Origin of the sequence: Xanthomonas sp. MLO165, assembly GCF_018831305.1 — a bacterium.
Classification (GTDB): Bacteria; Pseudomonadota; Gammaproteobacteria; order Xanthomonadales; family Xanthomonadaceae; genus Xanthomonas; species Xanthomonas arboricola.
Genome location: NZ_CP029263.1, coordinates 4,751,516 through 4,777,731, shown reverse-complemented (window position 1 = coordinate 4,777,731; position 26,216 = coordinate 4,751,516). Strand labels below are relative to the sequence as shown.

The window sequence follows — 26,216 nt, the reverse complement described above, 5'->3', positions numbered from 1 at the left end:
GGCCTTGTGACACGGAAATCGTGGATTCCGGGTGACGGACCTTCGCCTGCGCGGCGAAGGTCTCGCTCACAACCGGCCGGGCCGGTTGCCGTTGCACCGGAGCGCCTGTTGGCAGGGCTCGTCATGACGGCGACAACGCTGGGAGCTACTCCCCTTCTATGCCCGATTCTGCGTGCCCGGGGCAGGCACGTCAATCCAGCCGGATACAATGGGCGGATGAATACTCCTGTCCCCGTCGTCCGACTCAAGAATGCGTGGCGCTCCAGCCACCCGTGGATCTTCCAGAAGCTGGTGGAAAAGCCCGCCGCCAAGCCCAAACCCGGCACCATCGTCGATGTGGTCGGCGTGGACGGGGAGTGGGTCGGCCGCGGCTTCTACAACGGCCACTCGCGCATCGCCGTGCGCATCCTGGAGACCGACCAGGCGGTGCCGGTGGATGCGGGCTGGTTCTCGCGCAAGATCGCCGCGGCAGTGAGCCTGCGCCGCGACTGGCTCAAGCTCGACGCGGTGTCCGACGCCTGGCGCGTGGTGCACAGCGAAGGCGACGGCCTGTCCGGCCTGGTGGTGGACCGTTATGGCGACCTGGTGGTGGTGGAGTTCTTCGCCGCCGGCATGTTCCGCCACCGCGAATGGATCTACGAGGCGCTGCGCGAGCAGTTCCCGGGCTGCCGCTTCCACAGCTTTGCCGACGAACACGTGCAGAAGCAGGAAAGCTTCGATTTCCACGGCAACACCACCACCGAAGCGTCGGTGATCACCGAGTACGGCATCAAGTTCCGTGCCGACCCGGCCGGTGCGCACAAGACCGGCTTCTTTGCCGACCAGCGCGAGAACCGCCAGTGGCTGAGCGAGCAGGTCGAAGGCAAGAGCGTGCTGGACCTGTGCTGCAACACCGGCGGCTTTGCGGTGTATGCGGCTGCGCGCGGCGCGTCCGAGGTGCTGGGCGTGGACATCGATGAGGACGTGATCGCCATCGCCAAGGGCAACGCCAAGCTCAACAACGTGCGGCCGAAGTTCGTGCAGGCCGACATCTTCCCCTGGCTGCGCGATGCCTCCAACCGCGGCGAGCAGTTCGATGTGGTGATCCTGGACCCGGCCAAGATGACCCGCGACCGCGAGCAGGTGATTCCGGCGCTGAAGAAGTACCTGGACATGAACAAGCTGGCGCTGGGCGTGGTCAAGCCCGGTGGCCTGTTCGCCACCTTCTCGTGCACCGGGCTGGTGGCCGAACAGGAGTTCCTGGACATGCTGCGGCGCGCCTCGTATTTCTCCGGGCGCACCATCCAGATCCTGAAGGTGGCCGGCGCCGGTCCGGACCACCCGTTCATGGCGCACGTGCAGGAATCGCGCTATCTGAAGGCTGTTTTCTGCCGCGTGATCTAGCGCGGCGATCAACCCCTGGAGCGGCCAGTCGATGACAGCGGACGATGAGGAACGCAAGGCGCTGAGCCGGTTGCTGCGCGAGATCGAGCGGCCCCATGCCAGTCTGCTGGCCAGCAACTGGCCGGTGTTCGGGGTGTGGCTGCTGTTCGCTGGCGCCTTCATGTACCTGTTCCAGACCGGCAACGGTTCGCCGTTGCATCCATTGCTGCTGGCGCTGGGCTCGACCTGCCTGGGCGTGCTCGGTGCCTGGATCGTGCTGCGCTCGGTATGGGCGCGGCAGTGGCTGCACGTGCGCGAGCACGTCGATGTCGAGAGCGTGCGCGCGCGCCTGGCCGAACTGGGCGATTGAACCCACACCTAGCCCCGCATGCCATCGCCAGGCAAGCGGTCACGGTGGGCCACGCATGGATCCCTGCGTGCGGCTGCAAGCTGGGCGCGGCGTACAGACGTTGGCACTGCGCGCAATGTGGTTCCGTGTGTATTTTTTCAGAGCCGCAATGTGCGCATCGCCTGCGCCGTGGCGCGTGCAGTACGCGTGCCGCAAGCCGTTATGATCCGGTGACCCCCACCTGGCTGTGAGATCGCATGCACCTGCACACGCTGTCTCTGTCTGTCTCGCTGTTGCTCGCCACCGCGCTGCCTGCCCACGCGCTGGAGTTTTCCAAGGCCGAGCTGGCGCGCGCCACGGCGCTGCAACAGCGCCTGGTCACGCTGGATTCGCATCTGGACACGCCGGCCAACCTGGAGCGCCCCGACTTCGACGTGTTGCAGGCGCATGCCGGCAACCGGCTGTCGCAGGTGGATTACCCGCGCATGGTCGAAGGCGCGCTGGATGGCGGCTTCTGGGCGGTCTACACCGCGCAGGGCAATCGCAGTGCGGCCGCGCATCTGGACGATCGCGATGCCGGTCTGCAGCGGTTGTTGAAGATCCACACGCTGCTGGCCGCGCAACCACAGCGCTTCGCCTTCGCCACCACGCCCGCCGATGCCGCGCGCATCAAGGCCGATCGCAAGCGCGTGGTGTACATCAGCATGGAAAACGCCAGCCCGCTGGTGGCCGACCCCACGCTGCTGCGCTTCTATTACGCGCAGGGCCTGCGCCTGATGAGCACCGTGCATTTTCTCAACAACGAGTTCGCCGACTCGGCCACCGACCCCAAGGGGCCGGAGTGGAAGGGCCTGAGCCCGGCCGGCAAGCAACTGGTGCAACAGGCGCAGGCGCTGGGCATCGTGATCGATCAATCGCATGCCTCCGATGCGGTGTTCGACCAGTTGATCGCACTGTCGCCGGTGCCGATCGTGCTCTCGCACAGCGGCGCGCGTGCGGTGTTCGACCATCCGCGCAATATCGACGACGCGCGGCTGAAGGTGCTGGCCGAGCACGGCGGGGTGATCCAGGTGAATTCCTACGGCGGCTATCTGGTCGATAGCGGCGCCAGCCCCGAGCGCAAGGCCGCCGAGAAGGCGCTGACCGAGCAATACGGCGGCTGGGAGCACATCAAGATCGCCGACGGCACGGCCCTGAGCGCCGCGCTCAAGGACCTGGATGCGCGCTATCCGATCAAGCGCGCCACCGAGGAGGATTTCTTCGCCCATCTGGAGCATGTGCTCAAGGTGGTCGGGCCCGAGCACGTGGGCATCGGCATGGACTGGGACGGCGGCGGTGGCGTGGTCGGCCTGGAAGACGTCTCCGACCTGCCGCGCATCACCGCCTGGCTGCTGCGCAAGGGCTACACCGAGCAGCAGATCGCCGGCATCTGGGGCGGCAACCTGCTGCGGGTGATGGGGCAGGCGCAGGCGTATGCGGTGGGGAATCGGGAGTCGGGAGTGGGGAGGTAGTGCTGGGATTGGGGAGTCGGGATTCGGGATTCGCAAGGCCGAGGCGGTCTGTCGTGCGGGCTGGGTGCTGCGTCGGGCTTGGCGGTGAGGCGCCAGATTGGTTGTTGGTGCAGGGCTGGGGTAGAGGCGCGTTGCTGCTGCGGGCTTCTTCGCCGGATGGGCTGATTGGGGCGCGCGCGGAGTGCGCCGGCACTAGTTGTCAGCCAGGTGGTTGGGTGGCGGGTCGCCGTCGCAGCATCGGGATGGTCAGCCTTGTACCAACATCATGGTTGCTGCAGCGTTCCTAGCCTCGCACACGCTCGGGACACCTGACGTGGATTTGGGCATTTGCACAAAAACCGGCGTGTGCCTGCCGGCAGACAGGCAGCAGGCTGACGATGCTTCCGGGAAAAAGCTCCAACTAGAATGCGCCGACCCCTGTGTGGTGCCGGTGCCAGCACTGCGCGCCGGTGGGGCCCACCGACTGCTGGAGCGTGCGATGACCCAAGCCACCCGGCCACTGCCGCCCCCCGATGACATGGCCCCGACCTACCGCAAGATCCTGTGGCGGCTGATCCCGTTCCTGTTCGTCTGCTACCTGTTCAACTACCTGGACCGGGTCAACGTGGGCTTCGCCAAGCTGCAGATGCTCGGCGATCTGGGCATGAGCGAGACCGTGTACGGGCTGGGTGCGGGCATCTTCTTCATCGGCTACCTGGCCTGCGGGGTGCCGAGCAATCTGATCCTGCAGCGCATCGGTGCGCGCCGCTGGGTGGCGATCATGATGGTCAGCTGGGGCCTGCTGTCGACCTGCCTGATGTTCGTGCGCACGCCGGCCGGCTTCTACACCCTGCGCCTGCTCACCGGCGCGGCCGAGGCCGGCTTCTTCCCCGGCATCGTGCTGTACCTGACGCGCTGGTTTCCGCGCGCCCAGCATGGCCGGGTCATGACCGTCTTCATGTCGGCCATCCCGATCTCCGGCGTGCTGGGCGGGCCGTTGTCGGGCTGGATCCTCGGCCATTTCTCGGCCGGGCAGGGTGGCCTGGCCGGCTGGCAGTGGATGTTCCTGCTGCAGGGCCTGCCGACCGTGCTGCTGGGCATCGGGGTGTGGTTCCTGCTCAGCGATGGCGTGCAGCAGGCCACCTGGCTGGACCCGCAGGAGAAGCAGGCACTGACCCGCGCGCTGGCCGCCGACGAAGCCGGCAAGCCGGCCGGCGCCTCCAGCTCGCTGGGCGCGGTGCTGCGCAGCCCGGCGGTATGGATGCTGGGCACGGTGTACTTCTGCATCCAGAGCGGGGTGTATGCGATCAACTTCTGGCTGCCTTCGATCATCCAGGGCAGCGGCGTCACCGACCCGACCCGGATCGGCCTGATGAGCGCCATTCCGTACCTGGCCGCGGCGGTGTTCATGCTGCTGATGGGGCGCTCGGCCGACCGCCGCCGCGAGCGCCGCTGGCACCTGGTGATCCCGTTGCTGATGGGGGCGGCCGGGCTGTGCATCGCCGCCAGCGTCACCGACAACCTGGGTCTGGCCCTGTTCGGCATGACCCTGGCTACGATGGGCGCGGTCAGTGGCTTGCCGCTGTTCTGGCCGCTGACCAACGGCTTTCTCACCGCCGCCGCCGCTGCCGGTGGGCTGGCGCTGATCAACTCCACCGGCCAGGTCGCCGGCTTCGTCAGCCCGTACCTGGTGGGCTGGATCAAGGACGCCACCCACAGCACCGAGCTGGCGCTGTATGTGCTGGCCGGGGCCATGCTGCTGGGCGCCGCGCTGGTGCTGCGGGTGCCGGCACGCGCGGTGAACCAGTGATGCGTCCGTCCCAGCGAGTGTGCCCATGAAGATCGTCATCGCCCCCGATTCCTACAAGGAAAGCCTGTCCGCGCTGGAGGTGGCCACCCAGATCGAGGCCGGCTTCCGCGAGGTGTTCCCCGACTGGCAGTACCGCAAGGTGCCGGTGGCCGATGGCGGCGAAGGCACGGTCGATGCGCTGGTGGCCGCCACCGGCGGGCGGGTGATCGACTGCACGGTCAGCGGCCCGCTCGGCACCCCGGTGCAGGCGTTCTTCGGCCTGACCGGCGACGGCCGCACCGCGGTGATCGAAATGGCCGCCGCCAGCGGCCTGGCACTGGTGCCGCCGGCCGAGCGCGCGCCGCTGCGCACCAGTACCGCGGGCGTGGGCGAGTTGATCCTGGCCGCGCTGGATGCCGGCGCGCGGCGCTTCATCATCGGCATCGGCGGCAGCGCCACCAACGACGGCGGCGCCGGCCTGGCGCAGGCGTTGGGCGTGCGGCTGCTGGATGCGCAGGGCGAGGCGATCGGCCCCGGTGGCGGCGCGCTGGCGACGCTGGCGCGGATCGATACCCAGGACCTGGACCGGCGGCTGCAGGACTGCCAGTTCGAAGTGGCCTGCGATGTGGACAACCCGCTGATCGGCCCGACCGGCGCCTCGGCGGTATTCGGCCCGCAGAAGGGTGCCACCCCCAGCATGGTGCGCCAGCTCGACAGCAACCTGCAGCGCTACGCCGATGTGCTGCAACGCGACCTGGGACTGCGCCTGCACGACCTGCCCGGCGGCGGTGCGGCCGGCGGCCTGGGCGCGGCGCTGGTGGCCTACCTGGGTGCGCAGTTGCGGCCCGGGGTGGAGATCGTCGCGCAGGCGCTCGGGCTGGATGCCCTGGTCGCCCAGGCCGATCTGGTCATCACCGGCGAAGGCCGCCTGGACAGCCAGAGCCTGCACGGCAAGACCCCGGTGGGCGTGGCGCGGCTGGCGCAGCGCCACGGCAAGCCGGTGATCGCCATCGCCGGTTGCCTGGGCAACGGCGCCGCGCTGCTGCATGGGCACGGCATCGACGCGATGTTTGCGGTGGTGCACCGCGCCTGCACGGTGGAGCAGGCGCTGGCCGAAGCCGCCAGCAACGTGCGCATCGCCGCCCACAATGTGGCCGCGGCGCTGCAGCTGGGTCAGGCCTTGGCGCAGTTGCCTGCGCGTGCAGCCACGCGCTGACGGCAGCGCGCGGGATGCCGTGCGCAGGCTGTGCCATGCGGTCGCCACGTTATCCACTGGCGCTGCCTGCCTGATGCATGCGCGCGCAGGACGGGGCACCGCCATGCAGCACCGAACATGCCACCGTGTCCTCCCCGATCGCGTCAACAGACCCCACGCCCATGCTCACGCTCGACCGCACCCTGGCGCAGTCCATCGTCGACCGCGCGATGACCATCATCGACGGCAACGTCAATGTGATGGACCACACCGGCGTCATCATCGCCAGCGGCGAGCCGGCGCGCATCGGTCAGCTGCACGAGGGCGCGCTGCTGGTGCTGTCCAGGCAGGGCCGGGTGGAGATCGATGCGGCGCTGGCGCAGCAGCTGGATGCGGTTCGCCCGGGCGTCAACCTGCCGCTGATCGCCGATGGCCGCATCGTCGGCTGCGTCGGGTTGACCGGCGACCCGCAGCGGATCGGGCAACAGGCCGAACTGGTGCGCATGGCCGCCGAAGCGATGCTGGAACAGGCCGGCCTGCTGCGCCTGCTGGCCCGCGATGCGCGCCTGCGCGAGGAAGTCACGCTCGGCCTGATCCGCGCCGACGGGCCGACCCCGGCACTGGCCGGCTGGGCCGAACGGCTCGGCATCGCGCTCGACCTGCCGCGCGTGGCAGCGGTGATCGAAGTGGAAAGCGACACCCTCGACCTGGACGCGATGCTGGTGGAACTGCAGCGCCTGCACACGCTGCTGTCCACGCCCGAGCGCGGCAACCTGATCGCCGCCACCGCGCTCAACGAACTGGTGGTGCTCAAGCCCGCACTGGACCGCCGCGGCCACTGGGATGTGGACGAACAACGCCGCCGCGCCCACACCTTGCTCGAGCGCATGCGCGCCAGCAGCCCGCTGCGTATCCGCCTCGCGTTGGGGCAGTATTTCCCGCAGCCCGGCGGGCTGGCGCTGTCGCACCAGATCGCGCGCACCACCATGCGCATCGGCAAGGCGCGCGCGCCGCAGGCCGATGCGTTCTTCTACGACGACCATCGCCTGCCGGTGCTGGTGGACGACCTGCGCCAGGCCTGGCAGGCCGAGGAACTGCGCAAGCCGCTGCAGGCGCTGCTGGCCCAGGACCGACGCGGCGACCTGGCGCAGACGCTGTCGGTGTGGTTCGGCGCCGGCATGCGCATGGCGCCCACCGCCAAGGCACTGGCTATCCACCGCAATACGCTGGATTACCGCATGCAGCGCATTGCAGAACTCTGCGGCGTGGACCTGCGCAATACCGACGACTGCGTGCGCCTGTATCTGGCCCTGCAGATGCGCGACGCCACTGCGGCAAGCGGGACCGAGCCCATCCAGTGACGGAGCGTGTGGGCTGCGCACAAGGCATCTTCTGTGCGATGGCGCACGCAACGCTGCGTTAGCAGGTATGTTCGGTCCGCTAGACTGAGCGGATTGCCCGGGGGACCAAGCGAGCATTTCATTGAGCCACTGCGACGCCGTCGTGTCATCCACCTCCCGCGAGGCCGAGCGGCTGTCGCGTCTGGCGCTGTTGCAGGTCGTCGACACCGATGCCGAGCCGTTCTTCGACGCGCTGGCCGCCGCCGCGCAGGCGATCGCCGGCACGCCGATCGCGCTGGTGTCGCTGGTGGACGAACATCGCCAATGGTGGAAGGCCAATATCGGCCTGCCCGATGCCAGCGAAACCCCACGCGAACTCGCGTTCTGCGCATACACCATCCAGGACGATGCGGTGATGGAAGTACGCGATGCGCCGGCCGATCCGCGCTTTCGCGACAATACGCTGGTCACCGATGCGCCGGGGATCCGTTACTACGCCGGTGCGCCGATCGTGTTGTCCGACGGCTTGCGCATGGGCACGGTGTGCGTGATCGACCAGCGCCCGCGCGCGCTGGAGCCGGCGCAACTGGCCGCCTTGCAGCAGCTGGCCCGGGTTGCCGCCGAAGGCCTGGAGCAGCGCCGGCTGATGCTGGAACGCCAGGCCGCCAATGAACAGCTGCAGCAACGCCTGCGCGAGAGCGAGGCGTTCCTGGAGCGCACCGGCCGGGTTGCCGGCGTCGGCGGCTGGGAAGTGGACGTGGCCAGCGGCACCCTGACCTGGTCGGACCAGACCTGCCGCCTGCACGATCTGCCGGCCGGCTACCGGCCGACCCTGGCCGAAGGGATCGGCTTCTACCCGCTCGATGCGCGCGCGGTGATCACCGAGGCGGTCGAGGCCTGCGTGCGCGATGGCACGCCCTGGGATCTGGAACTGCCGCTGGTCAGCGCCACCGGCCGGCAGCTGTGGGTGCACAGCACCGGCTCGATGGAGCATGTGGACGGACGCACCCGTCTGATCGGCGCGATCCAGGACGTCACCGACCGCCATCGCGCGGTGGATGCGCTGGCCGCCAGCGAGCGCAAGTTCCGCAACATGTTCCAGTACAGCCTGGGCCTGATCTGCACTCACGACATGGATGGCCGCCTGATCAGCGTCAATCCGGCCGCCGCGCGCTCGCTGGGCCGCAGCGTGGAGGGCATGGAAGGCCGCTCGTTGCTGGAATTCGTCCGCCCCGAGCTGCATGCCGCCCTGCACGGCTATCTGTCGCGGATGGTGCTCGACGGCCAGGACGCCGGCGTGATCGAGCTGGTCGCCAGCGATGGCAGCCTGCGCCACTGGCAGTACCGCAACGTGCTGGACGTGGAGGCCGACGCCACCATCGTGCTGGCGCACGCCCAGGACATCACCAACCAGTACCATCAGGAGAAGCAGCTGCTGGAATGGTCGTTCACCGACCCGCTCACCAACTGCTACAACCGCCGCTTCCTGGACGAGCTCGACAAGCGCGATCCCAGCGTGCGCTGGGGCTGCATCGTGGTGGATCTGGACAAGTTCAAGCTGGTCAACGATACCCATGGCCACCAGCGCGGCGACGAGGTGCTGGTGCAGATGGCCTGGTTCCTCAACCAGCCGCTGCGCACCCAGGACCGTCTGGTCCGCCTGGGCGGCGACGAGTTCCTGGTGCTGCTGCATCAACCCACCCAGCCGCAGCTGGCGGCCCTGGTGCGCGACTACATGGCCGCCATTGACGAGGCGCCAATCCGGTTCACCCTGGGCACCGCCCTGCGCAACGACGGCGAGGCGCTGGCGGCGGTGGTCGACCGCGCCGACCACTCGCTGTATGCGCTGCGCCGGGCGCGCCGCGGCACCGGCCTCAGCGACCAGCGTGAATAACGCGCGCTGCACCGCTGCAAGCGGCCACTGCCGAAACTGATCGGCGGCTGACCCCGTCTTCCGTCCGGCGCCCGCAAACGTGTCCGGTGAATACGCGATCGCCTATCATGTAACCGTTTTCAACTACATGGTTTGGAATGGACACCTTCGATCGCACCCAGCTCAGCCCCAAGTGGCAGTTCCGTTTCGATTTCTTCGACCGGCACGGTGGCCCCAAGGACCCCAGTTACAAGAACGCACTGAAGACCTTGAGCTTTGGTGAGAAGGTCAAGGTCGGCATGAACTTCTATGCCTTCTTCTTCGGCGTCATCTACTTTTTCATCATCGGCCTGTGGCGCAAGGCGTTGAGCCTGATCGGCATCAGCGTCGTGGTGAGCATCGTGGCCTCGTTCCTGCCGGCCGCGTTTCAGAATGTGCTGTGGCTGCCGCTGTCGTTGTTGACCGGCATGATCGCCAACTACGCCTATTACCTGGACAAGGTGAAGGGCAGCACCAGCTGGAACCCGTTCGAAGGCATGCGCTGGATCTGAGCAACTGCGTCACCGGCGCGTCGGCCCCTCCCGCCGCCACGCCAGCGTCGCCAAGCCCGGTCACTGACCGGGCTTTTTTATGGGCCAACCAAGCCCCGGGAACCAAGCCCCTCTCCCCCGGGGCGATAAGGCACAGCGTGCGCGCCACTGGCGCGCGTGCCTGGGCGCAGAGCGGGGATTTGGGGTGAGGGTCCGGCCCCTCGATACGCGACACGCCCAGGCGCACCCCTCTCAACCAACCGCGCACAACGTAGCCAAATCACCCCTAAGCCAGCTCATCCGTCAGCACAACTGACACGCTTCAAAACTGCTGCACCCGGCCAAGCGCAACAGCCTGATTCAAAACGCCTAAAACACCGAAAAACTGCCAGGGCCCGCACACTTTGCTGCGCCGCGGTGTGCAGCCGCGGGTCGAGAATGCTTAACCTTTGCCAACCAGTGGCACAAAGCGGTACCGGATTTAGATCGATCCAAGTATGCCGTTCCCCCGCAAGTGTTTGAAAAGACGATGTCTTTTCGTCGTACCCGCCCTTGACGAGACGCTTGAATGACCGATTACCGCCGTTGTCGCCCGCAGCAGCTATCCCGTGCCGTGCTGCTCGCATTGCTGTCGCCCCTGTCCGCCCTGGCCCAGCAGGCCAGCGCCCCGCAACAACTCGATGCCGTCACCGTGACCGGTTCGCGCATCAAGCGCGTCCCGGCCGAAGGGCCGGCGCCGGTGCAGATCATCGGCTCCGAGGAGATCCGCAGCCGCCTGTTCAGCCCGGTCGGGCGCGAAATCGCGGCAGAATACGTGTTCGATTTCTGAGCCGCTGCCAATCCGTCGCAAGCCGCCGTCAGGCGGATATCGACCGGTCGCCGCGTCCGGGCCGTCGGCACGCGTCATCCACCTGCGGCCTCGCCCGCTCTCTCCCCCGAGGTGTCCTGCATGCCCTTCGCCGTTGCATCCGATCGCTCTTCGTCGCATTTCCCATCAACGCCGCGGTGGCGCCGCGCCGCCGCCGGCCTGTGCCTGCTCGGCATGGCGGTGTGCGCGCCGCTGGCCGCGCAGGACCCGGCGCAGGTCAACACCTTCATCGGCAGCAAGGACGACGGCAACACCTTCCCCGGTGCCTCGGCGCCGTTCGGCCTGGTCCAGGTCAGCCCGATCGGCGCGCACTACGCCGGCTGGCGCTACGACGACCCCAGCATCCGCGGCTTCGGCCACTCGTTCCTATCCGGGGCCGGCTGCTGGGAGCAGGGCGGGCAGGTCTCGGTGCTGCCGGTCACCGGCCGCATCGGCCCGGGCGGCGATTTCGACACCGGCGACGCCAAGGCCTTCGACCAGAAGCGCTACGCCGCCCGCTACACCCATGACGGCGAAGTCGGCCAGGCCGGCTACTACAAGGTGCGGCTGACCGACTACGGCGGCATCGACGCCGAAGCCACTGCGCTCACCCGCGCCGCCGCCGAGCGCTACACATTCGCCCCCGGCGCCGACACTGGCCATGTGCTGGTCAACCTGGGCCAGGCCAACGACCGCCACGTGGTGATCGGCAGCCAGCTGCAGGTGGTCGGCGACCGCGTGGTCGAAGGCAAACTGACCACGCAAAGTTTCTGCGGCGGCCACGAATACACCACCTGGTTCCGGCTGGAATTCGACCGCCCGTTCACCGCGCACGGCGTCTGGGGCGAAGACGGCGGCGTGCCCGACGCGCGCCACGGCATGGGCGGCGAACTCAAGCCCAATGGTGCCTGGCTCAGTTTCCCGCTGGGCAACAACAAGAACGCGCGCGCAGTGACCGTGGTCAGCGCCATCTCGCACGTGGATGCCGAAGGTGCACGCAACAACCTGCGCGCCGACGGCATGCTCGGCGGCAAGCTGCTGGGCCTGGAGCAGATGCGCCAGCGCGCGCAACAGGCCTGGCGCAAGCAGCTGGCCAGCCTGCAGCTGGATGGCGCCAGCAACGACGATCGCAGCGTGGCCTACACCGCGCTGTATCACGCCCTGCTGCAGCCGCTGACCGGCAGCGATGCCGATGGCCGCTATCGTGGCTTCGACGATGCGATCCACCGCGCCGATGGCTGGACCTACTACGAGTATTTCTCGCTGTGGGACACCTATCGCTCGCAGAACCAGCTGCTCGCCTTGCTGCAGCCGGCGCGCGCGCGCGACATCGGCCGCTCGCTGCTGGCGATCCATCAGCAAGGCGGCTGGCTGCCGCGCTGGGGCTATGCCAACTTCGATACCAACATCATGACCGGCGACCCGGTGACCCCGTTCCTGGTTGACCTGTGGCGCTTCGGCGCGCTGCAGGACAACCAGGCGCAGGCGTACGCAGCGCTGCGCCAGAACGCCTTCGAACAACCGCCAATCAACTCGCGCCACGCCGGCCGTTCCGGCAACGCCAGCTACCTGGCCAACGGCTTCGTGCAGTACGACCGCGCGTTTCCGTCCAAGGGCATGGACGTGGACCCGCACCACGGCGGTTCGGCCACGCTGGAATACGCGCTGGCCGACTGCGCGCTGGCACAGATGGCGCAGGCACTCGGCCACCCCAACGACAGCGCGCTGCTGCGCAAACGCGGCGGCAACTGGCACAACGTCTGGGACGCCAGCGTGCGCGATGCCGACACCGGCTTCAGCGGCTTCCCACGGCCGCGGCTGGAAGACGGCAGCTGGTACGCCCCCTCGGACGATCGCTACAGCCCGCGCTCGCAGCATGGCTTCCACGAAGGCACCGCCTGGCAATACCAGTGGCTGGTGCAGCAGGACATCCCCGGCATGCTGCAGGCCATGCACGGCAGCGAGCAGGCCGGCCAACGCCTGGATGCCTTCTTCGCCTACGACGACCTGCTGAAGGACCCGCTCAACGCCGCGCGCACGCACTGGGTAGTCGGCCCATACAGCTACTACAACCAGTACCGCTACAACCCCAACAACGAACCGGACCTGCACGCACCGTGGATGTACACGTTGATCGGCCAGCCGTGGAAGACCGCCACCGTGGTGCGCGCCGCCCAACAGCTGTTCACCAATGCGCCCAACGGCGTCACCGGCAACGACGACCTCGGCACGATGTCGGCCTGGTACCTGTTCAGTGCCCTGGGCCTGTATCCGGCGGTGCCGGGCAGCGGGCAGTTCCTGCTGCATGCCCCACGCTTCAAGCGGGCCACGCTGGACCTGGGCAACGGCAAGCGCCTGCGCATCGACGCCCCCGGCGCCGACGGCCGCGCGCTGCAATACGTGGACAGCGTGCGTTTCAACGGCACACCGCAGCGGCAGGTGTTCCTGGACTGGGCCCAGCTGCAGCAGGGCGGCACGCTGTCGTTCGCGCTGACCAAACAGCCCCCGACCCAGGGCTGGGGCACGCAGGCGGATGCACTCCCAACCTCGTTCTGCGCCACCCCTGCAGCCGCGCCTTGAGCCAACGCTCCTCCCCGGGTTGTGGGGAGTGCGAGGGAAAGCCCTGATGTTGCCGGAGCATGTGCTAAAGCCCCTCTCCTGCGGGGCGATAAGGCACAGCTTGCGCGCTACTGGCGCGCGTGCCTGGGAGCGCCCGCGCCTCATGCGTGGGCCGGGGCGCGGAGCGGGGGGGCGAGGGTAGGGAGCGAAGCCCCTGACCAGGTTGGATAACACCAGGCGTCGCCCGTCCCCTCATCCGGCCCTTCGGGCCACCTTCTCCCGATGGGAGAAGGGAGTGGTCAGCGTGCATCCGCAAGCAGTCGTGCGGCACGGGACGGCTACCGCCAGGACTTTCCCATCGACGATTCAAGCTTGAAGGCGCGTGGCGACGCGTTCGTCATGCATGGCACTGAAAGATATCTGGGGCGCCCCTCATCCGGCCCTTCTGGCTACCTTCTCCCGATGGGAGATGGAACTACCCAACCTTCGCCAAGCGGCTATTCCGCCGCCCATAGGCCACATACACCACCACGCCCAATACGTTCCAGACCAGGAACCAGCCCTGCGTGGTGCTGGGCAGGCTCCAGAACAGGTACAGGCAGCCCAGGATCGCCACCGGTCCCACCACCCATGCCAGCGGTGTACGGAAGGCCCGCACACGCGTCGGCTCGCGCACGCGCAGCACCAGCAGGCACGCTGCCACTGCGGTGAACGCGGCCAGGGTGCCGGCGTTGGCCAATGCGGCAATTTCATCCAGGCGTGCCACACCGGCCAACGCGGCCACCAGCACCGCCGTGAACAGGGTGATCGCCACCGGCGTACCGGTGCGCGCGTTGACCTTGGACAGGCCGCGCGGCAACAGGCCATCGCGCGACATCACGAAGAAGATGCGGCTCTGCCCGTACAGAAACGCCAGCAACACCGTCGGCAGCGCGATGATCGCCACCGCGCCGATCACCAACGCCGCCTTGCCGTGGCCGAGTTCGCGCATGATCAGCGCCAAGGGCTCGGGGCTCTTGCCGAACACGGTGAAGCTCATCGCGCCCACCGCCGACAACGCCACCAGCACATAGATCAGCGTGCAGCCGATCATCGAACCGACGATGCCGATCGACAGATCGCGGCCCGGGTTCTTGGTCTCCTCAGCCGCGGTGGAGATCGCATCGAAGCCATAGAACGCGAAGAAGATGATCGCCGCCGCCGCCATCACCCCGCGCTCCACGCCATCCGGGCCTGCGGTCTTGGGGAAGCCATACGGCATGAACGGCTGCAGGTTGGCACTGTCGAAGGCCGGCAACGCGATCGCCACGAACACACCCAGCGCCACGATCTTCAGCACCACCAGCACCGCATTGAGCGTGGCGCTTTCCTTGGTGCCGGCCATCAGCATGCCGGCCACCAGGAAGGTGATCACGACCGCCGGCAGGTTGACGATGCCGCCGGCGTGCGGCCCGGCCACCAGGGCATGCGGCAGGTTGACCCCCAACCACTGCAGGAAGCCGACGAAATAGCCCGACCAGCCCACCGCCACCGTGCTCACCACCAGCGAGTACTCCAGCACCAGGCTCCAGCCCACCACCCAGGCGATGCTCTCGCCGAGCGCGGTGTAGCTGTAGGTGTAGGCGCTGCCGGCGGCCGGCATCATCGTGGCCATCTCCGCATACGCCAGCGCCGCGCAGGCGCACACGATGCCGGCGGCCACAAACGACAGCAGCACCGCCGGGCCAGCCTTGTCCGCGCCCACCCCGATCAACGTGTAGATGCCGGTGCCGACGATCGCGCCGATACCCAGCGCGATCAGATGCGGCCAACTCAGGCTGCGGACCAGTTGCCGACCGGCCTCGTGCACGGTGACCTGATCGATGGATTTGCGCCTGAGCCAAGACGACATGCGGACCTCGCGGGAATCAAAGAATTCCCGAGTGTCGCCCAACGCGCTGCAGCAAAGCTATCGGTCCGAGGTCATGCGTCGGTGCGGGCATGGCAGCGCAGGCACGCCCACCGCCTGCTGTGAGCCCGCGCCACACCTCGCCGTTCCCTGGTCAAACGCGACCGCCCCGCACAATCCCCGCTCACTCAACCGACGGGCGATGCGGTGGACGCACATTGCGATAGACCAACTGCACCGCCCACGCGCCCACCAGGCCCACCGCACCGGCGGCAAAGTGGGTCCAGTCGAGCAGGCGTGGCGCCGCCCCGTTGGCATCATGCCCCCAGAAGTTGAACCACAGCAGCACCAATGCGGTAACCCCGATCCCGATCCAGAACCACAGCCGCGTGCCGCCGATCGCGTAGAACCCGAACGGCAACGCCGCACCGATCAAGAAGTGCACCGGGAAGAAATACGCCGTGCCGTACGGCCGCATCAGGTACCACACGATTGCCGCAAAGCTGCCGAGAAACGCGAACAGGCCCAGCGCGAACAGACGGGTTTGGTTGGTGGCAGTGGTCATCAGCTGGCCTGGCAGGAACGAAGCCCCACCCTAGCCATGCGCAGGTCACGTTGAGGTCAATGCGCTGCGAGCAGCCTGCAACTCCATCACCGCGGCGGTGTCTGGCCCGCTTTGCGCAGCGGTTGCAGGCATCTGCGCGAAGTGGCCCCCGACGTGCTGCGTTGGCGCAGTGCGCGTCACCCAACTGCGCCCGGCAGCCGCCGCCGGCCGGCAAGCCGCTGACGCAGCCCCTGCGACCGGCCCGGCTACACTGCGCACATGTCATCCGAATCCCTGATCCTTCTCGGACTGCTCGTCGCAGTCCTGGTGTTGCAGCTGATCGCGCTGCTGCGACGTCCTTCCACCAGCGGCCTGGAGCTGGCGCTGCGCGCCGAGCAACGCGACGGCCGCGGCGAATTGCGCGAGCAACTCGAAGGCCTGGCGCGGCAGCAGGACAGCCGCCTGGAAACCTTCGCGCGCAATCTCACCGAACTGTCCACGCGCACCGACCAGCGCCTTGACCTGTTGCGTGACGCGCTCGGCGAAGATGCCCGCAAGGCCCGCGAAGAAAGCGCCCTGGCGCAACAACGCACCGGCGAACTACTGACGCTGCGGCTGACCGAATTGCGCACCCAGCTCGACGGTTTCGGCCAGCAGCAGGAAACCCGCATCCAGGTGTTCGGCCAGCAACTGACCGAGCTGATCGCACGCACCGATACCCACATGGCCGCCTTGCGCGATGCGCTGGCCGAAGACTCCCGCAAGGGCCGGCAAGAGGCCGGCGAGTCGCAGCAGCGCTTCACCGAGGCCTTGGGCCAACGTCTGACCGAACTCACCCAGCGCAACGAACTGCGCATCGGCGAAATGCGCGCCACGCTGGAACAACAGCTGGCCAACCTGCAGAACGACAACGCCAGCAAGCTCGAACTGATGCGCGCCACCGTCGACGAAAAACTGCAGACCACGCTCAATACGCGCCTGGATGCCTCCTTCAAGCTCGTCTCCGAACGCCTGGAGCAGGTACAGCGCGGCCTGGGCGAAATGCAGCAGCTGGCCACCGGCGTGGGCGATCTCAAGCGCGTGCTGACCAACGTCAAGGACCGCGGCGGCTGGGGCGAGGTGCAGCTGGAGAACATCCTCGAGCAGACGCTGACGATGGAGCAGTACGCGCGCAGCGTGCGGGTCAGGCCCGACAGCGCCGAAGCGGTGGATTTTGCGATCCGCCTGCCGGGGCGTGGCGACGACACCGTGGTATGGCTGCCGGTCGATGCCAAGTTCCCGCGCGAGGACTACGAACGCCTGATCGATGCGCAGGAAAAGGGCGACCTGGACGCGATCAAGAATTCGACCGCGCAGCTGGAGCGCGCCATCCGCATCCAGGCCAAGTCGATCAGCGACAAGTACGTCTGCCCGCCGCAGACCACTGACTTCGCAGTGATGTTCCTGCCTACCGAAGGCCTGTACGCCGAAGTGATCCGCCGCGCCGGCCTGGTCGACCTGCTGCAGCGCGAACATCGCGTGGTGCTGGCCGGCCCGACCACGTTCACCGCCCTGCTCAACAGCCTGCAGATGGGCTTCCGCACGCTGGCGATCGAGAAGCGCTCCAGCGAGGTCTGGCAGGTGCTTGGCGCGGTGAAGAGCGAGTTCGGCAAGTTCGCCGGCATTCTCGAAAAGGCCGAGCGCCAGATCAGCACGGTCGGCAAGAGCCTGGGCGAAGCCAGCCGCAAGACCCGCACCATCGAACGCCGCCTGCGCGGCGTGGAAACCCTGGCCAGCGAACAGTCCCAGGCGTTGCTGGACGATCCCGGCAGCGACGACACCGGAAGCAGCAGCGAAGACGACGGCAACGACGAGCAGGAGTGATCCATTGCGTAAGGCGATGCCACACGCCATGACGTAGGAGCGCACCCGGGCGCGACCAGGCATTACCGATAACGCCTCATCGCGCCCGGGTGCGCTCCTACCAACGCAGGCCTCCGGCGAGTCCTCCTGCGCCGATAGCGAGCACGCCGCGCAGACATCGCCACCGCGATGCTGGTACCCACCTGGTTCAAGACGAGAGTTTCAACATGGCAAGCCGATGGATCCACGCAGTGCTCTGCGCGCTGCTGTTGACCGCATGCAGCAATACCCCGGCGACCAGGTCGGGCGCTGCGGCGGACGCCCCGCAGCCTCCGCGCGCCGTTTCTGCCGACGCGGCCGACTGCACGGCAAAGGGCGGGCAGCTGCGTCCGGTCGGCCGCATGCAGACGGTGCGTTGCGTGGTGCCGTATGCCGACGCCGGCAAGACCTGCAGTGACAACTCCGACTGCCGCGGCGATTGCCTGGCCACCAGCATCGTGCCGACCGGCACCGCGACCTCCGGCACCTGCCAGCGCGACAGCGACCGCTTCGGTTGCCGCCAGGAAGTGGTCGGCGGCATGGGCCAGGCCGCGTTGTGCATCGATTGATGGCTGCGAACAGGGTCAAGCGCGCGCACGGGCCGATCAGCCGATCGGGCCGTGCGCGTCGCGACAGATAACTGCAAGCGCCATGAGCCAGCGGCATCGCTCGCTCCACCCTGGCGGTTTATGCTCTCGGCTCTACCTGTCCAGGACGCACCGATGAGCCAGACGCTGTACGACATCCCTGTGGCCCGCATCGACGGTGAGCCCGCCACGCTGGCCGACTATCGCGGCAAGGTGTTGCTGGTGGTCAACGTCGCCTCCAAGTGCGGACTGACCCCGCAGTACGAAGGCCTGCAAGCGCTGTATCGCGACAAGCAGGCACAGGGGCTGGAAGTGCTGGGCTTTCCGGCCAACGACTTCAAGGGACAGGAGCCGGGCAGCGAGGCGGAGATTGCGCAGTTCTGCCAGCTCACCTACGACGTGAGCTTTCCGATGTTCTCCAAGATCGCCGTCACCGGCGCCGAAACCCATCCGCTGTATCAGGCATTGACCAACGCCCGCCCGCAAGCCACCGGCGATGGCCCGATGCGCGAGAAGCTGGCCGGCTACGGCATCGCACCCAACCCGGCACCGGGCGTATTGTGGAACTTCGAGAAATTCCTGATCGGCCGCGACGGCCAGGTCATCGACCGCTTCGCCCCCGACGTGCCGGCAGACGATGCGCGCCTGCGTGCAGCGGTGGATGCGGCGCTGGCGGCGTAGCACCTGGCGCGGTGGCGAACTGATTTGATCCGCGTCGCTGCGATCGCTGTTTATATTGCCGGTGATCTGCGCCATCTAAGGGGAAGGCCTTGCCGGCGGAGTTCCCTCCACGCGCGATCGCGGCCCGGATGGTGCTCCAGCTACCCCAGCCGCCACCGTCAGCCGGAAGGCCGTAAAAGACCAGCGCACAAAAAAGCCCGGGATCGCTCCCGGGCTTTGTATTCATCCAAACCGCAAGCTCAACAGATCAACGGATCCACTGCGGGATCGGCATCGCATCCACCGGCACGGTGCTGTCCTTGTCCTCGCGCAGGTAGTCGGGCAACTCGTTGTCCTTCTCGCGATGGCTGCGCAGATCGCGCACGATCTGGTAGTTGCGGCGCTGCATCCACGCATCGCGGGTCAGTGCATATTCGTCCGGTGCCTGGTCGCGCAGCGAATCCAGCGACATCAGTTGCGAGCGCGTATCCACCAGCTGCAAACCCTGCAGGGCGAAGCGCGCACCGCTGTCGTCGACCTGGCGCAACGGCGACAGCGGAATGTCGCCGCCCAGGCCGAAGGTATCGCGCACGGTGCGCGGGCCGAACAGCGGCAACTCGAAGTAGCGCGAATTGCGCCAGCCCCACACGCCCAGGGTCTGGCCGAAGTCCTCGCTGCGGCGCGGGATGCCCGCCGCGGAGGCCGGGTCGAACAGACCGGCCACGCCCAGTGTGGAATTCATCACGAAGCGGCCCAGCGACTGCACCGCATACACCGGGTGGCCCTGCAGCAGCTGATTGACCATGGTCAGCGGCGTGCCGAGATTGTCGAAGAAGTTGGTCACGCCCAGGCGGGCCGGACGCGGCACCACCTTGGTATAGCCGGTGGCCAACGGACGCGCCACGCCGCGGTCCACCGCCAGGTTGAAGCGGTGCATGCCGCGGTTGTAGCGCTCCCACGGATCGTAGGACGGCGCGTCACCGGGTTGTGCCGGTGCACCGTTGGCGCCGGCCTGCGGGGTGGTGGGGCCGTAGAGCGCAGCGAAGTCGTCCTCGGCCGAGGTAGGGGCACCGGCCGTGCCGGCATCGGCGCTGGTCTGCTCGGCAGGCGCCGCCGCGGTGGCCGGCAGGGCGTCGGGGGCGGCAAAGCCGGCGGCGGCCGGCTGCGCGGTCACACCGGCATCGTCGCGTGCCGGCGCGGGCGTCGCATCCGGGGCGGGCGCGGCAGCGGCCGCAGGCGGTGCGGGCTTTGGAGCATGGCTGGCACAGGCGCCAAGCAGCAGGCAGGCCAACAGGGAAAGGGGGCGAAGCTGGGTCATGGGGTGGCGCTCAGGCCTGGAAATCGAAAGTAGGGGACAAACGGTAGGCGGCACGCAATTCGTCCAGACCGGACGCTTCACCCACCACCGTGACAGGACCGGCACCGCTGCTGCGCACACGTGCAGCCAGTTCGGCCAGCATCGCCACGCCGGCACTGTCCAGGCGTTGTACACCCGACAGGTCCAGCGTGCGAATGCCGTCCAGCTGCGCGATCGCCTGCGGCCAGGCCGCAGTGACCGCGTCGCGGTCGAGCACGCCGGTGAGTACCAGCGTGTCGCCATTGCGTTGCACGGAGCTGTTACTTGCCATTGGCCGGTGCCGGACCGACCTGCAGATTGCCACTACGCAGCTCTGCGGCGACCTTGGCGATGCCCTTCTCGCGCAGCGGGCCGTCGAACTGGGTCTTGAAGGTCTGCACGTAGGAGATGCCTTCGATCATCACATCGAAGATCTTCCACTGGCCACCGACGTTACGCATCATGTAGTCGACCGGGGTCGGGTCGTTGCCGGCGCGCAGCAGGTCGGTAGACACCTTGACGCCGCGGTTGCCCGGCAGCGCGCTCTCGGACTTGGCGCGGAAGGTCGGCTTGCCTTCGAAGTTCAGCAGCGCGGTGCCGTAACGCTGCATCAGGTTGTCGGCCAGCGCATCGGCGAACAGCTTGACGTCCGCATCGGAGGCGCCACGGCCGTTGACGCCCAGCACCAGGCGGGCCGAGTAATCGCGGTCGAAGGCCTTGTTCAATTCGCCATTGATGTACTGGCGCAGGGCGGCCGGGTTGCTGCGGAACTCGGCGCGGCGCTGATCCAGCGTGCTCAGGATGCGGGTGCTGCTGTCGATGACGGTCTTGGTCGCCGCGCCCTGCGCAGGCGCGCTGGCGGCAGCCGGCTGCGCCAGCACGGTGGCCGGTGCGCACACCAGCAGGGTCGAGGCCAGGATGGCGGAAAGCAGGGTGGTCTTCATTGGTGTGGTTCCGTAGAGGGAGAAGCGGTCTGGGCAGGCGCCGGGGCCTGACCATCGGTGGCGGCCGGGGCATTGCTGCCACCACCGCCACCACTGAACATGTACTTGCCGACCAGCTGCAGCAGATCCACCGCCGGCTGGGTGAAGCCGATTTCTTCGCCCGGCTTGAGCGTCTCCGGGTCGCCGCCCGGCTGCAGCCCGATATAGCTCTCGCCCAGCAAACCGCTGGTGAAGATGCCGGCCGAGGTGTCGGCGGGCAGATCTTTGTATTTGTTGTCCAGCGACAGGGTGACCACCGAGTCGAACTTGGTCGGGTCCAGGCTGATATCGGACACCTTGCCGATGGTCACGCCGCCGATCTTCACCGGCGCCTGCGCCCGCAGCTGGCCAATCTGGCTGAAGCGCGCGGTCAGCGTGTACTGGCTGGAGCCGAAGCCCCAGCGCTGGTTGGTCGAGGCCACCGCCAGCACCAGCAGCGAGGCCAGGGTCAGCAGCAGAAAGGCGCCGACGGCGAATTCGAGTCGTGGTCCACGCATGGCCATAGTTATTCCACTCACCTAAACAACATTGCAGAAAGGACGAAGTTGAACATCAGCACCAGCAGCGAGGCGTTCACCACCGCACGGGTGGTGGCGATCGAGGTGCCTTCGATGGTCGGCTCGGCGTGGAAGCCCACGTAGGCGGCGACCAATGCGGCCGTGCCGCCGAAGATCGCCGACTTGAGCATCGCCACGCCGAAGTCGTCCCAGAAGTCCACGCTGTTGCTCAACCCCGACCAGAATGTGCCGTTGTCGATGCCCAACACGTGTACGGCCTCGAAGTAGCCGCCGGTGATGGCCAGCGAGCAGAACACGCCGGTGAGCAACGGCACCGTCAGCACCGCCGCCCAGAAGCGCGGTGCCACCGCCTTGGCCACCGGATCGATGGCCATCAGCTCCAGCGCCTTGATCTGGTCAGTGGCGCGCATTAGGCCAAGTTCGGCCGCGATCGAACTGCCGGCCCGGCCAATGAACAACAGCGCAGTCAGCACCGGTGCCAGTTCGCGGTACAGCGACAGCCCCAGCAAGGTGGACAGCGCATCCGACGCACCATAGGTGGTCAGCGTGCGGTAGCCCTGCAGGGTCAGCACCAGGCCGACGAAGGCGCCGCCGACGGCGATGATCGGCAGCGAGCGCGCACCGACCTTGTAGATCTCGCGCACCAGTTCGGCGATGAAGTCGCGCGTGGGCACCGAGCCGCGCAGCACGGTCAGCGAGAACAGCCCGGCGCGGCCGAAGGCGCGGATCGAGTCGACCATGGCCATCAGGCAGCACTCCGGTCGCGCCGCGGCGCCGCATCGAAGGCGATCGGGCCATCCGGCTGGCCATGCAGGAACTGCTGCACCAGCGGGTCGGTGCTGTCCTGCAATTGCTCGGGCGTGCCGGCGAACACAATGCCGCCATTGGCGATGACCACGGCCTGGTCGCTGATCGGCAGGGTTTCGTGCACGTGGTGACTGACGATGATGCTGGTCAGGCCAAGGCTGTCGTTGAGGCGCTGGATCAGGCTCATGATCACGCCAGACGCGATTGGGTCCAGCCCGGTCAGCGGTTCGTCGTAGATCATCAGCGGCGGGTCCAGTGCCAGCGCCCGCGCCAACGCCACACGCCGCGCCATGCCGCCGGACAGTTCGCGCGGCCAGGCATCGGCGGCGGCCAGCAGGCCCACCGCATGCAGCTTCATCTGCACCAGGCGCTGCAGCACCGGCGCCGGCAGGCGAGTGTGGGTGCGCAGCGGCAGCGCGACGTTGTCGGCCACGCTCAGGTCGGTCAGCAGGCCATTGCCCTGCAGCAGCACGCCGACATTGCGACGCATCTCCAGCAGTGCACGGTTGCCGTGCGGGATTGCGCTGCCGAACAGGGTGACCGTGCCGGCAACCGGACGCAGCTCACCGGTCAGTGCGGCCAGCAAGGTGGACTTGCCGCTACCGGAAGGACCGAGCACGGCCGTGATGCTACCGCGCGGCACGTCGAGCGAGACGTCGCGCAGGATCGTGCGACCGCCGCGATCGATGCGGACACCGGACAACTGCACGACAGGGGATGCGGACGCCGTCATCGAAGCCTTTAACAGAATTCCAACGCGATAGAGTAGCCGTCATCCGGCTGAACATAACCGAACCGGCGCGTGCAGTATTGTCGCATGACGCCTGTACTGCAGCAGACGCGTCACCGCCGGCGCTTATGCAACAGGCCGTCTCATGCATGACGCAATGCAATCTTCGAACGCGCAGGTGTTGTGGCAGGTATGCCCTACGTGGATGATCGGATTCCCAGCCGACCATGAGCACAAAATGGACTTACTGACCCTGGAGCACTTTGCAGGCAGCGTCAACGACACGTTCTCTGCCGCATTGAACGAAGGCGAGGTTCCATTCGTGCTGGTGGAGGCACGGCCGTTGCCCACCAAGCACGCAGTCCATCGCGCGCCATTCTCGCTGCTGTTCCGCAACAGCTCGGCATTTCTGTTTCCGCAGCAGACCTATCGGTTACGTCACACGCGGCTGGGCGAGATCGGCATCTTCCTGGTGCCGGTAGCGCGCGAGCGCGACGGGTTTCTGTATCAGGCGATCTTCAACTGAGCTGCGTGACCGCGTCTGCTTCGGTGCCGCGCCAATGCATTGCCAGATGCGTATCGCCGGAATCGCCGGCGACAAACCCCAGACGCGCATAGAGACGTTGGGCAGCTGGATTGGCATGCAGAACGTGCAGCGATAAGCCGCATCCCGCTGCACATGCGCGGGTTTGCGCCTGCACAATCAACGCAGTGCCGATGCCTTTACCACGCCATGCCGGCATCAGGCTGATATCGATCACTGCGTGTTGCGACGGTGCGCGCTGCAGATACAGCCGGCCGATGCGTTCGTGCTGCCACTGCACGACCATGAAGTCCGCATCGGGAAAATGGCGCAGATAATGCGCGCGCTGCAGGGCGAACTGCTGATCCAGAAACGCGCGCTTGGTTGTGTCCGGCCAGGGCACCTGCGCCAGCTCTTCGCTGCGCGTGCTCGCGTAGAGACCCTGCAGCCAGGGTAGATCGGCATCCTGCTCGGCCCGCAATGCGATGGCATGCGCATCCGGTACAGCGGCCTGGCCTGCGCCCAACGATGCTGTCATCACCTTGCTGGAAAGCAGGCGTGCCATGACGTCAACCGAAGTCTGGGTAGTCGCCGTACAACGCAATGCAGAAGTTCACGGCCAGATAGGGCTGCTGGTTCTCGTGCGCTACGCCATTGCCGGTGGGCAGCAGCGCGGTCGGCGAGAACTGCGTATCAGGCTGCGTCACCGTCACGAATGGACGTGCGGTGCTGCTGCTCATCGTCGACAGTGCCGCACCATTGGCGGGTGTGCCGGTCTTTTTGGTCGAGTCCGCTTGTGAAAATGCGTTGATGCCGTGTTGGTGCGGCGGAATCTGATTGCTCAGCAGGCTCACCCCGGCTGTGCCGAACGTGTCACCACGCTGCCGGTTGCTCAGTCCGCCGCCCTGGCCTTGCTGGCAGCCGGCGCGCGCGCAGAAGTTGGGCAACTGGAACGTACTGGATCCGTTGCCGCCGTAGGCGACACCCAGCAGCGAGTACAGCGCAGTGTTCTGAACGATCGGCAATGTGGCGCCATTGCACAGCGCCCAGCCGACGGGATTGAAATCGAAGCCAAACAGCTGGATTTCGCCGGTATAAGGTTCGGTCATGAACGCATTCCTCCGATGGAACGGGTGGGCGTCGCGATGAGCGCGGTGCGCCGAATCGATCAGCTCTGCTGTGGAAAAATGCCGGCGGTGGAGATGCAGTACTGCACCGTCAAGGTCGGCATAGTGTTGTCGTGCGCCTGTCCGCCGCCGGCGATCGTCGTCGATTGCGTCGCCATCGGCGCTGCCGTGGCACCGGTCGTATCGGTCGCGTAGAACACGTCGCCGGTCACTGTGCCGGGCAGCAATCCCGCAGGCGCGGTCGCGGTGGCGGCAGTGGGTGTGGCGACCAGCGTGTGCGTGTGCGCCGGCATCTGCAGGCTGTCGAGCGTCACCGTTTCGGTGCCAGAGGTGTGGGCAATGACGTAGTTGCTCAGACCAGGGCCCTGGCCCTGGTGCAGCGGCACGCGTCCGCGCAGGTCCGGTACCGCAAAGGTGTTCTGCCCGTCACCGCCATAGAGCGTGCCTATCAGCACGAACAGGGTCTCGTACTCGGAGATCGACAGCAGGCTGCCGTCGCAGGCCTGCCAGCCCTGCGGGGTGCGGCCGAAGCCGAACATGCGGATCTCGCCGATGAATGGAGTGGCCATGGTGTCCTTCCTGGTCTGTGATGCCGCGCCGTCATCGGCACGCAGCGTGTAGAAGTGCCGGCGAACTAGCTACGCGAGGGAAAGATGCCGGACAGCGCAATGCAGAAATTGATCGTGGTGTAAGGCTGCATGTTTGGATGCGGTTGGCTGCCGCCGGCAGGGCCTACCGACTTCGGGTCCAAGGACACCAGCGTCCCCGGTGCCGCATAGAGCGCAGTGGCCGGACCGGTGGTGCTGGCATTGTTGCCGAAGTTGCGGCCAGAAGGACTGCGGTTATTGCCCGTAGTGCTGGTGGATTCCAGCAGGTGGGTATGTGCGGGCAAATTGCTTGGCAGCAGCGTCACGTTCTCGCTGCCAGCCATCTGGCCCAGTGGCGGCACCGGCGGTTGCCAGCTCGGATCCGTTGACGGTGCGAAGCCGATGGGCGTGCGCCCGCGCATGTCCGGCAAGCCAAAGGTAGTGCGGCCGTCGCCACCGAAACGCGTACCAAGCAAGCTGAAGAGTGCCTGGTTTTGATTGACCGGCAGCAGTTGGCCATTGCACTGCGCGAAATACTTGGGCGCAAACACAAAGCCGGTCATCATGATCTGACCCAAGAAGAACTCACTCATGCGGACTTCCTTCCCGTAAGTGCAACGCCGACTGCGTGTCGGAATAATTTGCACAGATACATGTCATGTTTGAATAGAGCAAGTCTCAACTATTCAGAATTGGAATGAAGTATTAAGT

26 protein-coding genes are annotated in these 26,216 nt (G+C 67.0%); 14 read left to right on the top strand and 12 right to left on the bottom strand.

What is annotated here, in order from left to right:
* Positions 1-216 precede the first annotated feature (216 nt).
* From DGN21_RS20060 to DGN21_RS20015, 10 genes are all read left to right on the top strand, one after another.
* Positions 217-1,383 carry a class I SAM-dependent rRNA methyltransferase gene (locus DGN21_RS20060; protein WP_024939159.1) on the top strand — a complete coding sequence of 389 codons (1,167 nt, stop codon included), beginning with the start codon at positions 217-219 and terminating at the stop codon, positions 1,381-1,383.
* A 31-nt stretch (positions 1,384-1,414) separates the two neighbouring features.
* Positions 1,415-1,732, top strand: coding sequence for a hypothetical protein (locus tag DGN21_RS20055; RefSeq protein WP_039518152.1), 318 nt, complete (start codon positions 1,415-1,417; stop codon positions 1,730-1,732).
* A 236-nt stretch (positions 1,733-1,968) separates the two neighbouring features.
* A complete protein-coding gene (locus DGN21_RS20050) occupies positions 1,969-3,222 on the top strand; it encodes a dipeptidase (protein WP_160954928.1) in 1,254 nt (417 codons plus the stop codon).
* 478 nt (positions 3,223-3,700) lie between these two features.
* Positions 3,701-5,011 (top strand): MFS transporter, encoded by a 1,311-nt coding sequence (locus tag DGN21_RS20045; RefSeq protein WP_126966910.1) that lies wholly within the window; start codon positions 3,701-3,703, stop codon positions 5,009-5,011.
* 25 nt (positions 5,012-5,036) lie between these two features.
* Complete coding sequence (locus DGN21_RS20040; RefSeq protein WP_126966911.1) at positions 5,037-6,206, top strand: glycerate kinase; 1,170 nt, start codon at positions 5,037-5,039, stop codon at positions 6,204-6,206.
* Positions 6,207-6,367: 161 nt separating this feature from the next.
* Positions 6,368-7,546 carry a sugar diacid recognition domain-containing protein gene (locus tag DGN21_RS20035; RefSeq protein ID WP_126966912.1) on the top strand — a complete coding sequence of 393 codons (1,179 nt, stop codon included), beginning with the start codon at positions 6,368-6,370 and terminating at the stop codon, positions 7,544-7,546.
* Positions 7,547-7,667: 121 nt separating this feature from the next.
* The gene (locus DGN21_RS20030) at positions 7,668-9,419 is read left to right on the top strand and encodes a diguanylate cyclase (protein ID WP_104569407.1); all 1,752 of its coding nucleotides are present in this window, start codon (positions 7,668-7,670) and stop codon (positions 9,417-9,419) included.
* 137 nt (positions 9,420-9,556) lie between these two features.
* Positions 9,557-9,949 carry a DUF2628 domain-containing protein gene (locus tag DGN21_RS20025; protein ID WP_016902101.1) on the top strand — a complete coding sequence of 131 codons (393 nt, stop codon included), beginning with the start codon at positions 9,557-9,559 and terminating at the stop codon, positions 9,947-9,949.
* A gap of 547 nt (positions 9,950-10,496) precedes the next feature.
* Positions 10,497-10,757 (top strand): hypothetical protein, encoded by a 261-nt coding sequence (locus DGN21_RS20020; protein WP_215825053.1) that lies wholly within the window; start codon positions 10,497-10,499, stop codon positions 10,755-10,757.
* 120 nt (positions 10,758-10,877) lie between these two features.
* Positions 10,878-13,355 (top strand): GH92 family glycosyl hydrolase, encoded by a 2,478-nt coding sequence (locus DGN21_RS20015; protein ID WP_126966913.1) that lies wholly within the window; start codon positions 10,878-10,880, stop codon positions 13,353-13,355.
* A 454-nt stretch (positions 13,356-13,809) separates the two neighbouring features.
* Here DGN21_RS20015 and DGN21_RS20010 read toward each other — a convergent pair whose 3' ends face one another.
* Both DGN21_RS20010 and DGN21_RS20005 read right to left on the bottom strand, forming a co-directional pair.
* Positions 13,810-15,225: an amino acid permease gene (locus DGN21_RS20010; RefSeq protein ID WP_065046939.1), complete on the bottom strand. Its 1,416-nt coding sequence runs from the start codon at positions 15,223-15,225 to the stop codon at positions 13,810-13,812.
* Between the two features lie 181 nt (positions 15,226-15,406).
* Positions 15,407-15,787, bottom strand: a complete 381-nt coding sequence (locus DGN21_RS20005; RefSeq protein WP_016902107.1) for a hypothetical protein — start codon at positions 15,785-15,787, stop codon at positions 15,407-15,409.
* Positions 15,788-16,093: 306 nt separating this feature from the next.
* On the opposite strand from DGN21_RS20005, the gene rmuC reads away from it, so the two are divergent.
* The 3 genes from rmuC (at position 16,094) to DGN21_RS19990 (ending at position 18,915) form a co-directional block, all read left to right on the top strand.
* Entirely contained in the window at positions 16,094-17,629 is a 1,536-nt protein-coding gene (gene rmuC / locus DGN21_RS20000; protein ID WP_024939176.1) for a DNA recombination protein RmuC, read from the top strand.
* A 182-nt stretch (positions 17,630-17,811) separates the two neighbouring features.
* Positions 17,812-18,216: a hypothetical protein gene (locus DGN21_RS19995; RefSeq protein ID WP_184428997.1), complete on the top strand. Its 405-nt coding sequence runs from the start codon at positions 17,812-17,814 to the stop codon at positions 18,214-18,216.
* A gap of 153 nt (positions 18,217-18,369) precedes the next feature.
* The gene (locus tag DGN21_RS19990) at positions 18,370-18,915 is read left to right on the top strand and encodes a glutathione peroxidase (protein ID WP_126966914.1); all 546 of its coding nucleotides are present in this window, start codon (positions 18,370-18,372) and stop codon (positions 18,913-18,915) included.
* Positions 18,916-19,162: 247 nt separating this feature from the next.
* Here DGN21_RS19990 and DGN21_RS19985 read toward each other — a convergent pair whose 3' ends face one another.
* Genes DGN21_RS19985 through DGN21_RS19960 form a run of 6 tightly spaced genes read right to left on the bottom strand, consistent with a single transcriptional unit; the run spans position 19,163 to position 23,271 of the window.
* Entirely contained in the window at positions 19,163-20,212 is a 1,050-nt protein-coding gene (locus DGN21_RS19985; protein WP_047129784.1) for a VacJ family lipoprotein, read from the bottom strand.
* A 10-nt stretch (positions 20,213-20,222) separates the two neighbouring features.
* A complete protein-coding gene (locus DGN21_RS19980; protein ID WP_016902122.1) occupies positions 20,223-20,522 on the bottom strand; it encodes an STAS domain-containing protein in 300 nt (99 codons plus the stop codon).
* Positions 20,512-21,174: an ABC transporter substrate-binding protein gene (locus DGN21_RS19975; RefSeq protein WP_024940545.1), complete on the bottom strand. Its 663-nt coding sequence runs from the start codon at positions 21,172-21,174 to the stop codon at positions 20,512-20,514. The genes DGN21_RS19980 and DGN21_RS19975 overlap by 11 nt, the downstream gene beginning before the upstream one ends.
* Positions 21,171-21,716 (bottom strand): outer membrane lipid asymmetry maintenance protein MlaD, encoded by a 546-nt coding sequence (mlaD, locus tag DGN21_RS19970; RefSeq protein ID WP_016902127.1) that lies wholly within the window; start codon positions 21,714-21,716, stop codon positions 21,171-21,173. Before mlaD ends, DGN21_RS19975 begins: the two co-directional genes overlap by 4 nt.
* An 11-nt stretch (positions 21,717-21,727) precedes the next feature.
* Positions 21,728-22,477, bottom strand: a complete 750-nt coding sequence (locus tag DGN21_RS19965) for an MlaE family lipid ABC transporter permease subunit (RefSeq protein ID WP_016902129.1) — start codon at positions 22,475-22,477, stop codon at positions 21,728-21,730.
* Positions 22,477-23,271 (bottom strand): ATP-binding cassette domain-containing protein, encoded by a 795-nt coding sequence (locus tag DGN21_RS19960; RefSeq protein WP_054592475.1) that lies wholly within the window; start codon positions 23,269-23,271, stop codon positions 22,477-22,479. Before DGN21_RS19960 ends, DGN21_RS19965 begins: the two co-directional genes overlap by 1 nt.
* Positions 23,272-23,506: 235 nt before the next feature.
* On the opposite strand from DGN21_RS19960, the gene DGN21_RS19955 reads away from it, so the two are divergent.
* On the top strand, positions 23,507-23,794 hold the full coding sequence (locus tag DGN21_RS19955; RefSeq protein ID WP_102255219.1) for a hypothetical protein: 288 nt from the start codon (positions 23,507-23,509) through the stop codon (positions 23,792-23,794).
* Here DGN21_RS19955 and DGN21_RS19950 read toward each other — a convergent pair.
* The 4 genes from DGN21_RS19950 to DGN21_RS19935 form a co-directional block, all read right to left on the bottom strand.
* Positions 23,787-24,356, bottom strand: coding sequence for a GNAT family N-acetyltransferase (locus DGN21_RS19950; RefSeq protein WP_126966915.1), 570 nt, complete (start codon positions 24,354-24,356; stop codon positions 23,787-23,789). The genes DGN21_RS19955 and DGN21_RS19950 overlap by 8 nt on opposite strands.
* A gap of 4 nt (positions 24,357-24,360) precedes the next feature.
* The gene (locus DGN21_RS19945) at positions 24,361-24,900 is read right to left on the bottom strand and encodes a tail fiber protein (RefSeq protein WP_024940541.1); all 540 of its coding nucleotides are present in this window, start codon (positions 24,898-24,900) and stop codon (positions 24,361-24,363) included.
* Between the two features lie 59 nt (positions 24,901-24,959).
* A complete protein-coding gene (locus DGN21_RS19940) occupies positions 24,960-25,487 on the bottom strand; it encodes a tail fiber protein (RefSeq protein ID WP_104544315.1) in 528 nt (175 codons plus the stop codon).
* Positions 25,488-25,552: 65 nt separating this feature from the next.
* Positions 25,553-26,098, bottom strand: a complete 546-nt coding sequence (locus tag DGN21_RS19935) for a tail fiber protein (protein ID WP_102585303.1) — start codon at positions 26,096-26,098, stop codon at positions 25,553-25,555.
* Positions 26,099-26,216 lie beyond the last annotated feature (118 nt).

Coding starts and splice junctions, on each gene's coding strand:
- DGN21_RS20060 (WP_024939159.1), top strand. CDS start 217: ATGAATACTCCTGTCCCCGTCGTCCGACTCAAGAATGCGTGGCGCTCC.
- DGN21_RS20055 (WP_039518152.1), top strand. CDS start 1,415: ATGACAGCGGACGATGAGGAACGCAAGGCGCTGAGCCGGTTGCTGCGC.
- DGN21_RS20050 (WP_160954928.1), top strand. CDS start 1,969: ATGCACCTGCACACGCTGTCTCTGTCTGTCTCGCTGTTGCTCGCCACC.
- DGN21_RS20045 (WP_126966910.1), top strand. CDS start 3,701: ATGACCCAAGCCACCCGGCCACTGCCGCCCCCCGATGACATGGCCCCG.
- DGN21_RS20040 (WP_126966911.1), top strand. CDS start 5,037: ATGAAGATCGTCATCGCCCCCGATTCCTACAAGGAAAGCCTGTCCGCG.
- DGN21_RS20035 (WP_126966912.1), top strand. CDS start 6,368: ATGCTCACGCTCGACCGCACCCTGGCGCAGTCCATCGTCGACCGCGCG.
- DGN21_RS20025 (WP_016902101.1), top strand. CDS start 9,557: ATGGACACCTTCGATCGCACCCAGCTCAGCCCCAAGTGGCAGTTCCGT.
- DGN21_RS20020 (WP_215825053.1), top strand. CDS start 10,497: ATGACCGATTACCGCCGTTGTCGCCCGCAGCAGCTATCCCGTGCCGTG.
- DGN21_RS20015 (WP_126966913.1), top strand. CDS start 10,878: ATGCCCTTCGCCGTTGCATCCGATCGCTCTTCGTCGCATTTCCCATCA.
- DGN21_RS20010 (WP_065046939.1), bottom strand. CDS start 15,225: ATGTCGTCTTGGCTCAGGCGCAAATCCATCGATCAGGTCACCGTGCAC.
- DGN21_RS20005 (WP_016902107.1), bottom strand. CDS start 15,787: ATGACCACTGCCACCAACCAAACCCGTCTGTTCGCGCTGGGCCTGTTC.
- DGN21_RS19990 (WP_126966914.1), top strand. CDS start 18,370: ATGAGCCAGACGCTGTACGACATCCCTGTGGCCCGCATCGACGGTGAG.
- DGN21_RS19985 (WP_047129784.1), bottom strand. CDS start 20,212: ATGACCCAGCTTCGCCCCCTTTCCCTGTTGGCCTGCCTGCTGCTTGGC.
- DGN21_RS19980 (WP_016902122.1), bottom strand. CDS start 20,522: ATGGCAAGTAACAGCTCCGTGCAACGCAATGGCGACACGCTGGTACTC.
- DGN21_RS19975 (WP_024940545.1), bottom strand. CDS start 21,174: ATGAAGACCACCCTGCTTTCCGCCATCCTGGCCTCGACCCTGCTGGTG.
- mlaD (WP_016902127.1), bottom strand. CDS start 21,716: ATGGCCATGCGTGGACCACGACTCGAATTCGCCGTCGGCGCCTTTCTG.
- DGN21_RS19965 (WP_016902129.1), bottom strand. CDS start 22,477: ATGGCCATGGTCGACTCGATCCGCGCCTTCGGCCGCGCCGGGCTGTTC.
- DGN21_RS19960 (WP_054592475.1), bottom strand. CDS start 23,271: ATGACGGCGTCCGCATCCCCTGTCGTGCAGTTGTCCGGTGTCCGCATC.
- DGN21_RS19955 (WP_102255219.1), top strand. CDS start 23,507: ATGGACTTACTGACCCTGGAGCACTTTGCAGGCAGCGTCAACGACACG.
- DGN21_RS19950 (WP_126966915.1), bottom strand. CDS start 24,356: ATGGCACGCCTGCTTTCCAGCAAGGTGATGACAGCATCGTTGGGCGCA.
- DGN21_RS19945 (WP_024940541.1), bottom strand. CDS start 24,900: ATGACCGAACCTTATACCGGCGAAATCCAGCTGTTTGGCTTCGATTTC.
- DGN21_RS19940 (WP_104544315.1), bottom strand. CDS start 25,487: ATGGCCACTCCATTCATCGGCGAGATCCGCATGTTCGGCTTCGGCCGC.
- DGN21_RS19935 (WP_102585303.1), bottom strand. CDS start 26,098: ATGAGTGAGTTCTTCTTGGGTCAGATCATGATGACCGGCTTTGTGTTT.